Origin of the sequence: Serratia sp. CY37869 (assembly GCF_052168895.1) — a bacterium.
In the GTDB taxonomy this organism is placed as follows: Bacteria; Pseudomonadota; Gammaproteobacteria; order Enterobacterales; family Enterobacteriaceae; genus Serratia; species Serratia ureilytica.
The window spans coordinates 1,121,292-1,136,323 of record NZ_JBJNLU010000001.1 but is presented as its reverse complement, the minus strand read 5'-3'; the positions used below and the strand labels follow the sequence as shown (position 1 = coordinate 1,136,323).

The 15,032-nt window shown below is 57.8% G+C and carries 14 protein-coding genes and 1 riboswitch; of the genes, 10 read left to right on the top strand and 4 right to left on the bottom strand.

Annotated features, from left to right (window positions below; genetic code table 11):
• Window positions 1–301: 301 nt before the first annotated feature.
• The 4 genes from pabB (at window position 302) to ACJ8J1_RS05440 (ending at window position 5,915) form a co-directional block, all read left to right on the top strand.
• Window positions 302–1,675: an aminodeoxychorismate synthase component 1 gene (pabB, locus tag ACJ8J1_RS05455; protein WP_033644291.1), complete on the top strand. Its 1,374-nt coding sequence runs from the start codon at window positions 302–304 to the stop codon at window positions 1,673–1,675.
• Window positions 1,672–2,250, top strand: coding sequence for a CoA pyrophosphatase (locus ACJ8J1_RS05450; protein ID WP_033644292.1), 579 nt, complete (start codon window positions 1,672–1,674; stop codon window positions 2,248–2,250). Before pabB ends, ACJ8J1_RS05450 begins: the two co-directional genes overlap by 4 nt.
• Window positions 2,251–2,696: 446 nt before the next feature.
• Window positions 2,697–4,061: an L-serine ammonia-lyase gene (gene sdaA / locus ACJ8J1_RS05445; RefSeq protein WP_033643380.1), complete on the top strand. Its 1,365-nt coding sequence runs from the start codon at window positions 2,697–2,699 to the stop codon at window positions 4,059–4,061.
• Between the two features lie 267 nt (window positions 4,062–4,328).
• Window positions 4,329–5,915, top strand: a complete 1,587-nt coding sequence (locus ACJ8J1_RS05440; protein ID WP_033643382.1) for an EAL domain-containing protein — start codon at window positions 4,329–4,331, stop codon at window positions 5,913–5,915.
• A gap of 16 nt (window positions 5,916–5,931) precedes the next feature.
• Here ACJ8J1_RS05440 and ACJ8J1_RS05435 read toward each other — a convergent pair whose 3' ends face one another.
• Complete coding sequence (locus tag ACJ8J1_RS05435) at window positions 5,932–7,476, bottom strand: TerC family protein (RefSeq protein WP_033643383.1); 1,545 nt, start codon at window positions 7,474–7,476, stop codon at window positions 5,932–5,934.
• Between the two features lie 562 nt (window positions 7,477–8,038).
• Between ACJ8J1_RS05435 and manX the strand changes: the two genes are divergently transcribed.
• The 5 genes from manX to mntP all read left to right on the top strand — a co-directional run bounded on the left by manX (window position 8,039) and on the right by mntP (window position 12,208).
• Window positions 8,039–8,998 (top strand): PTS mannose transporter subunit IIAB, encoded by a 960-nt coding sequence (manX, locus tag ACJ8J1_RS05430; RefSeq protein ID WP_033643384.1) that lies wholly within the window; start codon window positions 8,039–8,041, stop codon window positions 8,996–8,998.
• A gap of 56 nt (window positions 8,999–9,054) precedes the next feature.
• Entirely contained in the window at window positions 9,055–9,855 is an 801-nt protein-coding gene (locus tag ACJ8J1_RS05425) for a PTS mannose/fructose/sorbose transporter subunit IIC (RefSeq protein ID WP_033634888.1), read from the top strand.
• Window positions 9,856–9,870: 15 nt separating this feature from the next.
• Window positions 9,871–10,713 (top strand): PTS mannose transporter subunit IID, encoded by an 843-nt coding sequence (locus tag ACJ8J1_RS05420; protein ID WP_033634889.1) that lies wholly within the window; start codon window positions 9,871–9,873, stop codon window positions 10,711–10,713.
• A gap of 54 nt (window positions 10,714–10,767) precedes the next feature.
• Window positions 10,768–11,226, top strand: coding sequence for a DUF986 family protein (locus ACJ8J1_RS05415; RefSeq protein WP_033643385.1), 459 nt, complete (start codon window positions 10,768–10,770; stop codon window positions 11,224–11,226).
• Between the two features lie 218 nt (window positions 11,227–11,444).
• A riboswitch (yybP-ykoY riboswitch) is annotated at window positions 11,445–11,627 on the top strand.
• Window positions 11,628–11,638: 11 nt separating this feature from the next.
• Window positions 11,639–12,208 carry a manganese efflux pump MntP gene (gene mntP, locus ACJ8J1_RS05410; RefSeq protein WP_025159822.1) on the top strand — a complete coding sequence of 190 codons (570 nt, stop codon included), beginning with the start codon at window positions 11,639–11,641 and terminating at the stop codon, window positions 12,206–12,208.
• Between the two features lie 62 nt (window positions 12,209–12,270).
• Here the strand turns inward: mntP and rlmA are convergent, their stop codons facing one another.
• On the bottom strand, window positions 12,271–13,089 hold the full coding sequence (rlmA, locus tag ACJ8J1_RS05405) for a 23S rRNA (guanine(745)-N(1))-methyltransferase (protein ID WP_033643386.1): 819 nt from the start codon (window positions 13,087–13,089) through the stop codon (window positions 12,271–12,273).
• A 161-nt stretch (window positions 13,090–13,250) separates the two neighbouring features.
• On the opposite strand from rlmA, the gene pgeF reads away from it, so the two are divergent.
• Window positions 13,251–13,967: a peptidoglycan editing factor PgeF gene (gene pgeF / locus ACJ8J1_RS05400; RefSeq protein ID WP_033643387.1), complete on the top strand. Its 717-nt coding sequence runs from the start codon at window positions 13,251–13,253 to the stop codon at window positions 13,965–13,967.
• A 52-nt stretch (window positions 13,968–14,019) separates the two neighbouring features.
• Here pgeF and cspE read toward each other — a convergent pair whose 3' ends face one another.
• On the bottom strand, window positions 14,020–14,229 hold the full coding sequence (gene cspE / locus ACJ8J1_RS05395; RefSeq protein ID WP_002221949.1) for a transcription antiterminator/RNA stability regulator CspE: 210 nt from the start codon (window positions 14,227–14,229) through the stop codon (window positions 14,020–14,022).
• Between the two features lie 41 nt (window positions 14,230–14,270).
• Entirely contained in the window at window positions 14,271–14,387 is a 117-nt protein-coding gene (locus tag ACJ8J1_RS05390) for a DUF2627 domain-containing protein (RefSeq protein WP_002211058.1), read from the bottom strand.
• Between the last annotated feature and the right edge of the window lie 645 nt (window positions 14,388–15,032).

Genomic DNA, 15,032 nt, shown 5'->3' with positions numbered 1-15,032 from the left:
TTTCGCATCGCCCGCTTAATAAAAGCGAGCAACAATAAAAGTGTGAAATTAACGAGTTGTCTTTATATTTCTCGGGTCTCGCGCCCTCGGTGAAAAATGCTTTCAGTTATTTTGACGTTAAATTTTTAACATATCGAAGTATAAACAATGGCGCAAAAAATGCCTTATTTCAGGTTTATTGAACTGTCGTTTATGTGAGGTGTGCTGCATGTCTCGCATGGCAAAACATGCATGCCATGGCCGTCTATGGCACACTAGCCGCCAGATATTGCCGTCTTCACAGCCAGGTTTATTGACGTTCATGAGCGTAACCGCCCCAAACATAAAGTCTTTGCCCTACCATCGCAGCGCCCTGATGACGCTTTTTGCCCCGCTTTCATCGCAGCCTTGGGCGATGCTGCTGCACTCGGGCTTTGCCGACCATTCGCACAACCGCTTCGATATTCTGGTCGCGCAGCCGCGCATTACTCTCACGACTCATGGCGCCACCACGGAAATCATAAGTGACGACGTAACAATACGGTCGCAACAAGATCCGTTTGAGTTGTTGCAACAGCAGATGGTGGCGCAAGGTTGGCAACCGGCCTTTAATCCGGATCTGCCGTTTCAGGGCGGCGCACTGGGGCTGTTCGGCTACGATCTTGGGCGGCGGGTGGAAAGCTTGCCGCAGTTGGCCGAAGCCGACCTCGCCTTACCGGACATGGCTGTGGGCATTTATGACTGGGCGCTGATCGCCGACCACCGGCTGCAAACGCTGACGCTGCTCAGCTATGGCGACGTGGAACAGCGCTGGCGCTGGCTCAATAGCCAAACCGCGCCTGCGGCACGCCCTTTCACACTGCTGAGCGATTGGCGCGCCAATATGAGCCGGCAGCAGTACGGCGAGAAGTTCCAACGCATTCAGCACTACCTGCGCAGCGGCGACTGTTACCAAATCAATCTGGCGCAGCGATTCTCCGCAGACTATCAGGGAGATGAATGGCAGGCGTTTTGCCAATTGAGCGCCAGCAACCGCGCGCCGTTCTCCGCGTTCTTGCGTCTGCCTCACAACAGCGTTTTGAGCGTTTCTCCCGAGCGCTTCCTGTGGCTGGAGCAGCAGCGCATCCAAACCCGCCCGATCAAGGGCACGCTGCCGCGGCTGGCGGACGCGGAACAAGACGCCGCACAGGCTCGTCGTTTGGCCGGTTCGCCCAAAGATCGCGCTGAAAATCTGATGATTGTCGATCTGCTGCGCAACGATATCGGCCGCGTCGCCCAGCCCGGCAGCGTGCGCGTGCCGGAACTGTTCGTCGTGGAGCCGTTCCCGGCGGTGCACCACCTGGTGAGCACCATCACCGCAACCCTGCCGGACACCGCCTCGGCGACCGAACTGCTGCGCGCCTGCTTTCCCGGCGGCTCGATCACCGGCGCGCCCAAGGTGCGGGCGATGGAAATCATCGAAGAACTGGAGCCGCAGCGTCGCAACGCCTATTGCGGCAGCATCGGTTACCTGAGCGCCTGCGGCACCATGGACACCAACATCACTATTCGCACGCTCGTCACCGAAAACGGCCGCATCCATTGCTCCGCCGGCGGCGGCATCGTGGCGGACAGCCAGGAACAGGCGGAATATCAGGAGACCTTCGACAAGGTTGGCCGCATTCTGCCGCAGCTCGGGGAGTGCGCCCAATCGTGATCCCACCAAATGCACCGGCCTCACTGCACGCCTTTATCAGCCGTTTCCAACTGCAGCTGCCGCAGGCGGCGCAGATCTCGCACAATGTGCGCCCGGCCGCGGTGCTGATCCCGATCGTCTGTCGCGCCGAGCCGACGCTGCTGTTGACCCGCCGCGCCGACTCGCTGCGCAAACATGCCGGCCAGGTGGCCTTCCCCGGCGGTAAAACCGACGCTGAAGACGGGTCGGCGATCGTGACGGCGCTGCGAGAAGCGCAGGAAGAAGTGGCGATACCGCCACAGGCGGTTACCATACTCGGCCAAATGGCGCCGCTCGACAGCAGCACCGGATTTCAGGTCACGCCTATCGTCGGCCTGGTCTCGCCGGACGTGCAGTTCCGCGCCAACGAAGGCGAAGTGGCTGACGTGTTTGAAATGCCTTTGCGGGAGGCGCTGACCCTGTCGCGTTACTACCCGCTGGACATTCATCGCGCCGGCCATACGCACCGGATTTACCTTTCCTGGTACCACAGCCAGTTTATCTGGGGGCTGACCGCCGCCATCATTCGCCGCCTGGCGCAGCAAGTCAGTATTTAGCCGGCATTGCGTGATCTGACTCGCAATCTGGCACGGTTGCCGGCCTCCGCTGCGGGTAAAGCGATCGAAATCACTTCATTTGATCGCTTTTTCAACTACCGTTCCGGTTGAATGGTTTTAAAAAAACTGTAAACCCTCTCTTAAACCTTACGAAATACCTGTAAAATACCACCGTCCGAGATAAACCACTGTAGAAACAGGGATTAAGCCGGCGGCGTTCAGCAAGGAAAGCTGGCGCGATTACCGTTAATGGAGCTTGGGCGAAAGCGGATGCCCCGCACAAGGGTTCGCCCCGGGTAATCAGTAAAAAAAGCGACACCACGGATTATTTAATTTCATGCGAAAAAGGCAGCCGAACCCGCACGGCCCTTTTACAATATCGCTGTTCCCTGCGCGGTTTTTAACCGCCGCAGCCATAACAATACGTCTCTTTAAGGAGTTTTAGCGTGATTAGCGTTTTCGACATGTTTAAGATCGGCATCGGCCCGTCCAGCTCTCATACGGTTGGACCGATGAAAGCCGGCAAACAGTTTGTCGACGATCTGGTAAATAAAGGCCTGATGCCTTCTATCACGCGTGTTGCCGTAGACGTTTACGGCTCACTCTCATTGACCGGCAAAGGTCACCATACCGATATCGCTATCATTCTCGGCCTGGCCGGCAACATGCCGGACACCGTCGATATCGATAGCATTCCGGGTTTTATTCGCGATGTAGAACAACGTCAACGCCTGATGCTGGCCAACGGCCTGCATGAAGTCGATTTCCCGCGCGACGGCGGCATGGTCTTCCGCAGCGACAACCTGCCGCTGCACGAAAACGGTATGCAGGTCCACGCCTTCGCCGGCGATAAAGAAGTGTACAGCAAGACCTATTATTCTATCGGCGGCGGCTTCATCGTCGATGAAGAGAACTTCGGCAAGGCCGCCGAGCAAGAACTGCAAATGCCTTATCCGTTCAATTCCGCGCGCGAAATGCTCGACCACTGTCGCGATACCGGGCTGTCGCTGTCCGGCATGGTGATGCAGAACGAACTGGCGCTGCACAGCAAGCAAGAGATCGACACCTACTTCGGTAACGTCTGGCAAACCATGCGCGCCTGCATCGATCGCGGTCTGAACACCGAAGGCGTGCTGCCGGGCCCGCTGCGCGTGCCGCGCCGTGCCTCCGCGCTGCGCCGCATGCTGGTGGCGTCGGATAAATTGTCCAACGATCCGATGAACGTGATCGACTGGGTCAACATGTTCGCGCTGGCGGTTAACGAAGAAAACGCCGCCGGCGGCCGCGTCGTCACCGCGCCGACCAACGGCGCCTGCGGCATCGTGCCTGCCGTGCTGGCTTACTACGATCACTTCATCGAGTCCGTCAGCCCGGACATCTATATCCGCTACTTTATGGCGGCGGGCGTCATCGGCGCGCTGTACAAGATGAACGCCTCCATTTCCGGCGCCGAAGTCGGCTGTCAGGGTGAAGTCGGCGTTGCCTGCTCCATGGCGGCGGCCGGCCTGGCCGAACTGCTGGGCGGCAGCCCTGAGCAGGTATGCGTGGCGGCGGAAATCGGCATGGAACACAACCTGGGTCTGACCTGCGATCCGGTCGCCGGCCAGGTGCAGGTGCCGTGCATTGAGCGCAACGCCATCGCCTCGGTCAAGGCGATCAATGCCGCCCGCATGGCCCTGCGCCGCACCAGCGAACCGCGCGTTTCGCTGGATAAGGTGATCGAGACCATGTATGAAACCGGCAAAGACATGAACGCCAAGTATCGAGAAACATCACGCGGCGGCCTGGCTATCAAGGTGCAATGCGACTGACCGACAACCCCGCCACCCGGCGGGGTTTTTTATGGGTAATCAATTCATTGAGCGTTTTTGTGACAATGTCACCAGAAAAAATCCTGCATTTTTCTCATCGATCCGGCGGTTAGCCTGCAAATTGACCTTCTGTTTTGCCAAATCGAAATAATTTACTGAGTTACCATCAATCTTGTATAACCTCAGGCTAGAATTAGCCGAGCGCAACTTAAGGATCTATGGCCTGACCGTGACTCGGAGCTGGATTACCGAACAAGGATTTACCGGATGTTGATGACCCACCTCGCCGCGTCCCAATATCGTTACTACCGTTGGCTGCTGGCCGGAGCGGTGGGCGCGGCTATTCTGTTGGTATCGCTGTATACCCGTTACTATCAAGAGGTCAAAAGCATCGAGCAGAGCCAGCAAACGTTGGCCACCCGCACCGTCGGCAAGATTGACCAGCTGCTGTCCCCCGCACAGCTGCAGGCGGAACGCAGTATGGACATGCTGGAACAACCCTGCGAGAACGTCTCATCGACCCTACGCTTTCGCGCTGCGCAAAATCAGGCGCTGCGCGCCATGCTGCTGGTAAAAAATGGCGTCATCTACTGCTCCAGCCTGTTTGGCGCCCGTCATTATCAGTTGGCCGCCGTGCTGCCGATTTTCGTCAACAGCAACGTCAAGCTGGCGCTGCGCCCTTCGTTGGCGGTGAGCAAAGGACTGCCCACGTTGGTGATGTGGACACCCTCCCCCGGCGATAGAACCAGCGGCGTTCTGCACGTCTTCAATATCGAGCTGTTATCGAACTTTTTACTCGAACCGCAGGAGCCTTATGTTCAGCGAATGGTGCTGAACGTAGCCGACAGCAGCCTGGAATACGGACGCCGTGAAATCCTGCGCCGCGACACCCTGACCAACGATCTGCGTTACACCGCCGGTTCCGAGCGGTACCCGTTCTCGATTTCGCTGTTCGGCCCGCAGGTCGGCATGCTGGCGTTTTCCGCACTGCCGCGCCATATTCCTCTGGCGCTGTTGATCAGCCTGCTGGCGGCCTATGTGGTCTACCTGCTCACCGCTAACCGTATGAGCCTGTCTTATCACATCGGCCATGCCATTACCCACCGGGAGTTCCGCGTTTACTGCCAACCGATCATTCACAGCGATACCGGCCGCTGCGCCGGCGTCGAGATGCTGCTGCGTTGGAAAAAGAAACGGCAGGGGTGGATCTCGCCCGACGTGTTTATCCCGCTGGCCGAGCAGCATGAGCTGATCATTCCGCTGACCCGCTATCTGATGAACACCGTGACGGAAAATCTGCAGCTATTCCCGCCGCGGCCGTCGTTCTATATCAGCATCAACGTCGCGGCCGAACATTTTAAAACGCTCAACATCATCGACGATATCCGCCAGATTTGGCTGCCGGCGCACCCAATGCCGTCACTGATGCTGGAGCTGACCGAGCGCACCGCGCTGTCGGCCATCCAGCATGACCAGATCCGGACGCTGAAAGACATGGGTATCATGCTGGCCATCGACGATTTCGGCACCGGCCACAGTTCGCTGAGCTACCTGAAAAACCTCAGCCCGGACGTGTTGAAGATCGACCGCGGGTTTACCGCGGCCATCGGCACCGACGCGGTAAACGCCACGGTGACCGACACCATCATTACGCTGGCGCAGCGGCTGAAGCTGAAGTTGGTGGCTGAAGGGGTAGAAACGGCGGAACAGGCTGACTATCTGCGCTCACGCGAGGTCAATGCCCTGCAGGGGTATTATTTCGCCAAACCGATGCCGATCCACGTTTTCCCGCTGTGGTTGCAACAGTACGAATCGCGCGTCAGGCATGCGCAAGAGGATCCGCCGGAGGCCTGAGCCTCCGGCGAACGGGTTACGACTGCGTCGGCTCGTCAAAGACGACGCGGGTGACACGCACCAGTTCGATGCGGTATTCGGAGACGTCGACGATATCGAAACGCAGGTGGTTCAGCTCGATAGTATCCCCCACCACCGGCATCTGGCCGTAGTGGGCCAACAGCAGCCCCGCCAGGGTGGCGTAGTCCGCGGTTGGGCTCACCAGGTCATCGCAGGCCAGCGCCTGTTCCAGCGAGTGCAGGTCGGTCCCGCCCTTCACCAGCCAGCCGTCGCCTTCCGCCACAATGTCCGGGGTTTCATCTTCGTCCGGGAATTCACCGGCAATCGCTTCCAGCACGTCCAGCGGCGTCACCAGCCCCTGCACGACGCCGAACTCGTTGGTGACCACCACCAGACGCCCTTTGGCGCGACGCAGCACCGCCAACAGCTTGATGACGTCCATGGTTTCCGGCACCACGATCGGCGGCGTGCGGGCGGCGAACTCGGCGATATCTTCACCCTGCTCCAGCGCCACCAGCAGATCCTTGGCGCGCACCACGCCGACAATCTCATCCACCGAATCGCGGCACACCGGGAACAGACTGTGCGGCGTGTCCAGCAGCTGTTCGCGCACCTCTTCACGAGAGCGCTCGCAATCGACCCAGGAAATCTCGGTGCGCGGCGTCATCACGCTGCGCAATGAGCGCGAGGCCAGCGTCAGCACGCCGCTGATCATATAACGCTCTTCCTCCGCAAAGGTTTCATCCCGCGGCAAGGCGACCGCATCGTCCGTCTGCTGCGCGCGCTGCTGCCCCATCAGGCGCATGATCGCTTCCGCGGTGCGCTCGCGCATCGGGCGACGCGCCTGATGCTTGATGAAGTTGCGACGCGCGATCTGGTTGAACAATTCAATCAGGATCGAGAAGCCGATCGCGGCGTACAGATAACCTTTAGGAATATGCAAGCCGAAGCCTTCGGCGATCAGGCTCAGGCCGATCATCAACAGGAAGCTCAGGCACAGCACCACAATGGTCGGGTGCGCGTTAACGAAGTTAGTCAACGGTTTGGACGCCAACAGCATCACCGCCATCGCGATCACCACCGCCGCCATCATCACCGGCAGATCGTTCACCATGCCCACGGCGGTAATCACCGCATCGAGCGAGAACACCGCGTCGAGGATGACGATCTGCACCACCACCGCCCAGAACTTGGCGTAACCGCGGTTGGCGCCGTCCTGGTGCGTCTGCCCTTCCAACCGTTCATGCAGCTCCATGGTGGCTTTGAACAGCAGGAACACCCCGCCGAACAGCAGGATAAGATCGCGGCCCGAGAAGCTGAAATCGCCGACGCTGAACAGCGGCGTGGTCAGCGTCACCATCCAGGAGATCACCGATAACAGGCCCAAACGCATCAGCAGTGCCAGCGACAGGCCGATGATGCGCGCTTTATCACGCTGCTTCGGCGGCAGCTTGTCGGCCAAAATGGCAATGAACACCAGGTTGTCGATGCCCAGCACGATTTCCAGCACCACCAGCGTAAGCAACCCCGCCCAAATAGAGGGGTCCATTAAAAATTCCATATCAGACTCCAGAGAAAAGTGGGAACGAGCGCAGGAGGCTCAGACGTGACGATGCCGCCGCTGCATGGGCGCAGTCGACAATAGCAAGGTGACGGGATGGGATTACCGGGTGGTGGCCGAGCGGCCGAACAGCATATGTAACGCCAGCAGGTGGCGGGTGAAACCTGGAAAAACAGTAACTTCGGTGACAGTCCATAGGGAGGGCTGAGGCCCTTCACTCCTTAGTGATGAAAGAGGAAATTACTGTATCAGGATTTTTCTGGCGGACAAAGCGGCTTTTTCAACGGCGGTTTAAGGTTGCGCCCTGTCATCTCGCCCACGACCGCTAAGATTTATCCGAGCATTCAATAGCGGAGCAGCGTCACAAAAAATATTTTTTCACTCACTAAAATAAATGACGCGTTCTTGAAGTATCGCGCACAGGCATTTGAAACTGCGTGAGAAATGTTAGGCGTGCGTTTCTTTTTTTCTACCATAATGTATCTGAACCGCGGAAGTGACTGCCAAGACGGCACGGAAGAACGATATACACCGTGCCTGGAGTTCAACGAGGAGGTAGCGAGTGGCAATAGCTATTATCATCGGCACACACGGGGCTGCAGCGGAACAACTGCTGAAAACGGCGGAGATGCTATTGGGCGAGCAGGACAACGTCGCCTTTATAGACTTCGTTCCCGGTGAGAATGCCGAAACGTTAATCGTCAAGTACAACGAAAAAATCAGTGGATTGAATACCAGCGGCGGCGTGCTGTTCCTGGTGGATACCTGGGGCGGCAGCCCGTTCAACGCCGCCAGCCGCATTGCGGTCGATAAAGACAACTATGAGGTCGTCACCGGGGTCAACATCCCGATGCTGGTGGAAACCTTCATGGCGCGGGACGATAACCCCGCTTTCGATGAACTGGTGGCGCTGGCGTTGGAAACCGGCCGTGAAGGCGTGAAAGCGCTGAAAAAACCGCAAGAAGAACCCGCAAAACCCGCAGCACCCGCCCCGAAAGCCGCTGCTCCTCAGGCGCCGTTGGGGCCGAACGATCACATGAAAATCGGCCTGGCGCGTATCGACGATCGCTTAATCCACGGCCAGGTCGCCACCCGCTGGACCAAAGAGACCAACGTCAGCCGCATCATCGTCGTCAGCGATGAGGTCGCCGCCGACCATGTGCGCAAGACCTTGTTGACCCAGGTTGCCCCGCCGGGCGTCACCGCTCACGTGGTGGACGTGGCGAAGGCCATCCGCGTCTGGAACAACCCGAAATACGCCAACGATCGCGTGATGCTGTTATTCACCAACCCGACCGACGTTTGGCGTCTGGTGGAAGGCGGCGTCGAGATTACATCCGTCAATATCGGCGGCATGGCGTTCCGTCAGGGGAAAACTCAGGTGAACAACGCCGTTTCCGTCGATGAAAAAGATATCGAAGCGTTTAAGAAGCTGAACGACCGCGGTATCGAGCTGGAGGTGCGTAAGGTCTCGTCCGACAGCCGGCTAAAAATGATGGACCTGATTAACAAACTCAATTAGTGGCGCCAGCCGCTGATTATTTTACTCAGAGCTTTTTTGGTCATAGGAGAAGTGCAATGGAGATCACCACTCTTCAGATTGTGCTGATATTTATCGTTGCCTGTATCGCCGGGATGGGTTCCGTCCTCGACGAGTTCCAGTTCCACCGCCCGCTGGTCGCCTGTACCCTGATCGGCTTCATCCTCGGCGACATGAAAACCGGCATCATCATCGGCGGTACGCTGGAAATGATCGCCCTCGGCTGGATGAACATCGGTGCGGCGGTCGCGCCGGATGCCGCCCTGGCGTCCATCATCTCGACCATTCTGGTCATCGCCGGTGGGCAGAGCGTCGGCGCCGGTATCGCGCTGGCCATTCCGCTGGCGGCGGCCGGCCAGGTGCTGACCATCATCGTGCGCACCCTCACCGTGGCCTTCCAGCACGCGGCGGACAGCGCGGCGGAGCGCGGCAGCCTGCGCGCCATCACCTGGATCCATATCGGCGCCCTGCTGCTGCAGGCGATGCGTATCGCCATCCCTGCGGTCATCGTCGCCATCTCGGTCGGCACCGCCGGGGTACACGCCCTGCTCAACTCGATCCCGGAAGTGGTCACCAGCGGCCTGAACATCGCCGGCGGCATGATCGTCGTGGTCGGTTACGCAATGGTGATTAACATGATGCGCGCCGGCTACCTGATGCCGTTCTTCTATCTCGGTTTCGTTACCGCCGCCTTCACCAACTTCAACCTGGTGGCGCTCGGCGTCATCGGCGTGGTGATGGCCGTGCTGTATATCCAGCTCAGCCCGAAATACAACAAATCTCAGGTTGTCCAGGCCGGCCCGGCTAACGCGAACGATCTCGATAACGAACTCGACTAGGAATAGGTGAGAGAAATGGTTGATACAACTGCTCAAAAGAAACTCACGCCGGCCGACATTCGCGGCGTATTCCTGCGCTCTAACCTGTTCCAGGGGTCATGGAACTTCGAACGCATGCAGGCGCTGGGTTTTTGCTTCTCGATGGTGCCGGTGATCCGTCGCCTGTATCCGGAAAACAATGACGATCGCAAACAGGCGATCAAACGCCATCTCGAGTTCTTCAACACGCACCCTTACGTGGCGGCGCCGGTGCTCGGCGTGACCATGGCGATGGAAGAGCAACGCGCCAACGGCGCGCCGATCGACGACGGCGCGATCAACGGCATCAAGGTCGGTTTGATGGGGCCGTTGGCAGGCGTCGGTGACCCGATCTTCTGGGGCACCGTGCGGCCGGTGTTCGCCGCGCTCGGCGCCGGCATCGCCATGAGCGGCAGCCTGCTCGGACCGATCCTGTTCTTCGTGCTATTCAACCTGGTGCGCCTGCTGACCCGCTACTACGGCGTGGCCTACGGTTACCGCAAAGGGGTGGATATCGTCAACGACATGGGCGGCGGTTTCCTGCAAAAACTGACGGAAGGAGCGTCCATTCTCGGCCTGTTTGTGATGGGGGCGCTGGTCAATAAGTGGACGCACGTGAATATCCCGCTGGTGGTGTCCAAGATAACCGACCAGACCGGGCATACCAACGTCACCACGGTGCAGACTATCCTCGACCAGCTGATGCCGGGCCTGGTGCCGCTGCTGCTGACCTTCGCCTGCATGTGGCTGCTGCGCAAGAAAGTCAACGCGCTGTGGATCATCATCGGCTTCTTCGTCATCGGTATCTTTGGCTATTGGATTGGCCTGCTGGGCCTGTAATCGTTCGGAACGGCCGGGGGGCAACCCCCGGCTTTTTTATGTGTGGAGCAAGAGATGTCACTGACCGACGCCGTACTGATGCTGTTCATCGCCCTGCTGTTGCTGTATTCGCTGTATGACGAATTCGGCATGGATCTGCTGAAAGGCAAAACGCGGCTCAAAGTGCCGCTCAAACGCCGCAACCGGCTCGACAGCCTGATTTTCGTCGGCCTGATCGCCATTCTGATTTACCGCAACGTCACCACCAACGGCGCGGCATTAACCACTTACCTGCTTATTTCTTTGGCGCTGCTCGCCATCTATATCGCTTATATTCGCTCGCCCAAGATGGTGTTTAAAGCGCACGGTTTTTTCTTCGCCAATGTGTTTGTCGAATATAACCGCATTAAAGCCATGAATTTATCGGAGGATGGCATTCTGGCCATCGACCTGGAACAGCGCCGGCTGTTGGTTCAGGTAACTCACCTGGACGACCTGGAGAAGATTTATCACTTTTTCGTTGATAATCAATAAATAAAAATAAATCCATTCCGTTATCGCTCAAACCCCGCGCTGCTTGTGGACAATTAATCGGCAGCGCCATTTCCTTTCTGACTATTATTTCCGCAACATTGTTACCCCCGGCTACATTATATTCCCGCATGAACTCAGATTAATGAAAACGAGTCTCAATTAAGAGCCAATATAGCCAAAGAATAAGGTTGTCGATGGCTGAAATAATATGGTAAGGTTGCGCCGTCATTGGGGAGTAGCCGGTTTCTGGAGAATAAAAACCAGAAACGCCCGTATCAACATACTCGTTTCGCCGTATGAAACGTGGTGCGGGCAGCCAGGTAAGGTTGGCGAGACCATAGACACGTAACTCCGTCGTTTGGTTGGGGGTGGGTTACGTGTATATGGAGCCACCCGGCCGAGGCTATTTCACATGAACCTTTCAGCAACGCTTATTCTCGCTTTCGGCATGTCCATGGATGCTTTCGCCGCTTCAATTGGCAAAGGCGCCAGCCTGCATCAACCCCGTTTTCGCGAAGCGATCCGCACCGGCCTGATCTTCGGCGTGGTGGAAGCGATCACCCCGCTCATCGGTTGGGCCATCGGCCTGTTCGCCAGCCAATACATCATGGAATGGGACCACTGGGTCGCCTTCTCGCTGCTGTTCATTCTCGGCATGCGCATGATCGTCGAAGGGGTGCGCAACAGGCCCGACGAAGAAGAGAAGGTCAAACGCCATGGTTTCTGGTTATTGGTCGCCACCGCCATCGCCACCAGCCTCGACGCCATGGCGATCGGCGTCGGCCTGGCCTTCCTGCAGGTGAATATCGTGCACACCGCGATGGCCATCGGCTGCGCCACCATGATCATGGCGACGCTGGGCATGATGATCGGCCGCTTTATCGGCCCGCTGCTCGGCAAACGCGCCGAGATCCTCGGCGGCGTGGTGCTGATAGGTATCGGCGTCAACATCCTGCTGGAACACCTCGGCTACCTGGCCTGAGGCGACCGAACTGCAAAAAAACCTGCCGCGGCAGGTTTTTTTGTTTCTGGACGCCGCGCCTTTTAAGCGCGACGTCGGTACAGCGCCAGGACGAAATCCGTCTCGCACACAAACTCCCCGCCCTCGGCCAACCGCTGTTGCACTTCCGGCGTGGCGCGCCAGGCGAACGGCGTCATCTGCAGCAGGTTGGCGGCCTGCGCGCCCGGCAAGGTCATCGTATAGGCCAGCGCCTCTTTGCGCTCGCAGTCGAACCCATCGAACTGTTCGTCCTGTTCGGCATGCAGCTGCACCTGCTGGTACACCCGCTCTTTCAGCTGGTACAGATGACGCGGGCCCGGCGAAACCGTCACTACCACGCCGCCCGGCTTCACCACCCGCGCCAGCTCCTGCGCCTTGCAAGGGGCGTAGATGCGCAAGACCGCATCCAGCGCCCCGTCGGCGAACGGCAAACGGTGGCTGGAGGCGACGCAGAACGAGACCGCCGGATAACGTTTGGCGGCATAGCGGATCGCCACCTTCGCGACGTCCAACCCGTAGACCGCCATATTGCGCCCCTGGGCCAGCCGTGAGGCCACGGCGGCGGTGTAATACCCTTCCCCACAGCCTATGTCCAATAACGCGCCAGCATCGGCCGCCAGCGCCACATCCAGCCACTCGGCCACCTGCGCTTGCAGCGGCTGATAATACCCACCGTCGAGAAACGCGCGCCGCGCCTGCATCATTTCCGCGCTGTCTCCCGGCTGTTTCGATCGCTTGTGCTGTACCGGCAGCAGATTGACGTAGCCCTCTTTGGCCTGATCGAACTGATGATTGCTGTCGCAACGCCATTGTTGAGACGAAAAATGCAGCGGCTGATGACACAGGGGACATTGATAAGACATGAATGGGCTTCCAGAGAGACAGGGCGCGGCTAGTCTAAAGAAGGCGCCGGTTTGATGCAAGGCGCATCCCCGCTCGCTTTCATCGCCAACAACACCTGGCCAAGCGGGGAAAAAGCTGGCTACACTGAGAGTCTGTTTTCTCACGCAGGTGAAAATAATTTATGAGCGATCGTTCCGCGCTGCTCGATGCGGTGCCCCACATTCAGCACGGCTTCGGCAGCAAACTCGCGCTGCTGCCGGGGCATCTGCTGCCCTACAGCGCCACATTGCCGGAAAAGAAGCAGGTGCATGGCACCCGCATCGTCGATGTGCTGCAACCGGCGCAGACGTGCGGTGAGGCCGATGGCTTCTACACGCGCCAGCCCGGCATTCTGCTCAGCGTGCTGACGGCGGATTGCCTGCCGGTGCTGTTCAGCCGTCGTGACGGCGGCGCCATCGCGGCGGTGCACGCCGGCTGGCGCGGGTTGCTGGACGGTATTCTGGAACAGATGGCGGCCCGCATTCGCCAGGACGGCGACACCGCCGATTGGGTGGCCTCCATCGGTCCCGCCGCCGGCCCGTGCTGTTACGAAGTTGACGAAGCGCTGGTGGAAAACTTTAAACAGCGTCTGCCGCTGCCCGCTACGCTGATCAGCCCGCACTATCGGCATCTGGATCTGGCCGCGATCGCCGAATACAAGCTGACGGCACTCGGCTTCGCCGCCGTTGACCGCTCAGGCAGTTGCACTATCTGCACGCCGGACGTCGATCCGCAGCGGCCGCAGCGCTTCAAATACACCAGCTATCGCCGCAACAGCCATCGGCGCGCGCAGGATCCGACGCATCCGGGCATTAAAGGCCGCAACCAGTACGCCGGCATCGTCATCGTCGCCGAATGACGGAAACGAAAAAGCCCGCGCGAAGGCGGGCTTTTTGTACAGCTGACGCTGATTAGATAGCAGTAACGTTTACTGCAGATGGGCCTTTCTGGCCATCTTGGATTTCGAACTCAACGTTCTGGCCTTCAGCCAGGGTTTTGAAGCCGTTACCCTGGATTGCAGAGAAGTGTACGAACACGTCTTTGCTGCCGTCAGCCGGGGTGATGAAACCGAAACCTTTAGACTCGTTGAACCACTTAACTTGACCTTTGATCTTTGCCATCTTGAGTATTTCCTTTGGATTGTTTAAACCGCCCGTAGGCGTTACATAGACAAACTAGAGTCGTTACTGCTTGAGGCACTAAGATAAGGATCGGCAGAGAAGCGGTATTCAACGCTAACGTCTTTACTCAGAACTTCTTTACTGAAAATGCCACACATATACAGAACTGTACCTCGTTTTACCCAGATGCGTTATCACATACTCTGTATGCGATGGCAAGCCATTTTTAATCACTGAACGACATGTCGCACATATTTGAAACGGTCGAGAGCCACATTTGCTTAAATAGGCCAAAAGATGTTGAAGCATCGGCTATTTTCTGCTTGCTAAAATCACTGCGCCAGACCCCGCATTCTGCTGGCGTTTTAACAAAACTTTCATCGTATTGACGCCTATCTGTCTCGTCATTTCCGCTTTTTTGCCGCTTATAGCGTTAAAAAATTTGAATCTTTATGGAATTTGATATGCAACATTTGAATATCGATGAACGGGGGCCAATTTATTCATCGCTCCTCCGACCATTTACCGCCGGAAAGCCCATTCATCATCGGCTTTCAGCCCTGCCGCCAAACGGCGCGGGCGAGCACGGCGAACGGGCCAGCGGTGACGCATCCGCCCTGCACAACGGATGCATAAACATGCAAAGCGCCGACACCTCTCCCGCTTGCCGGTGGGTTCATCATAAATAATCCGAATATCATTAACCTCAATAGCCGGAATAGTCTTATCAATAACGAAAGTTCAACGTTGAATTAAATCCTGAAAACAAGGGGGTTATTTGAATCACCACCCGCGCTTATCAA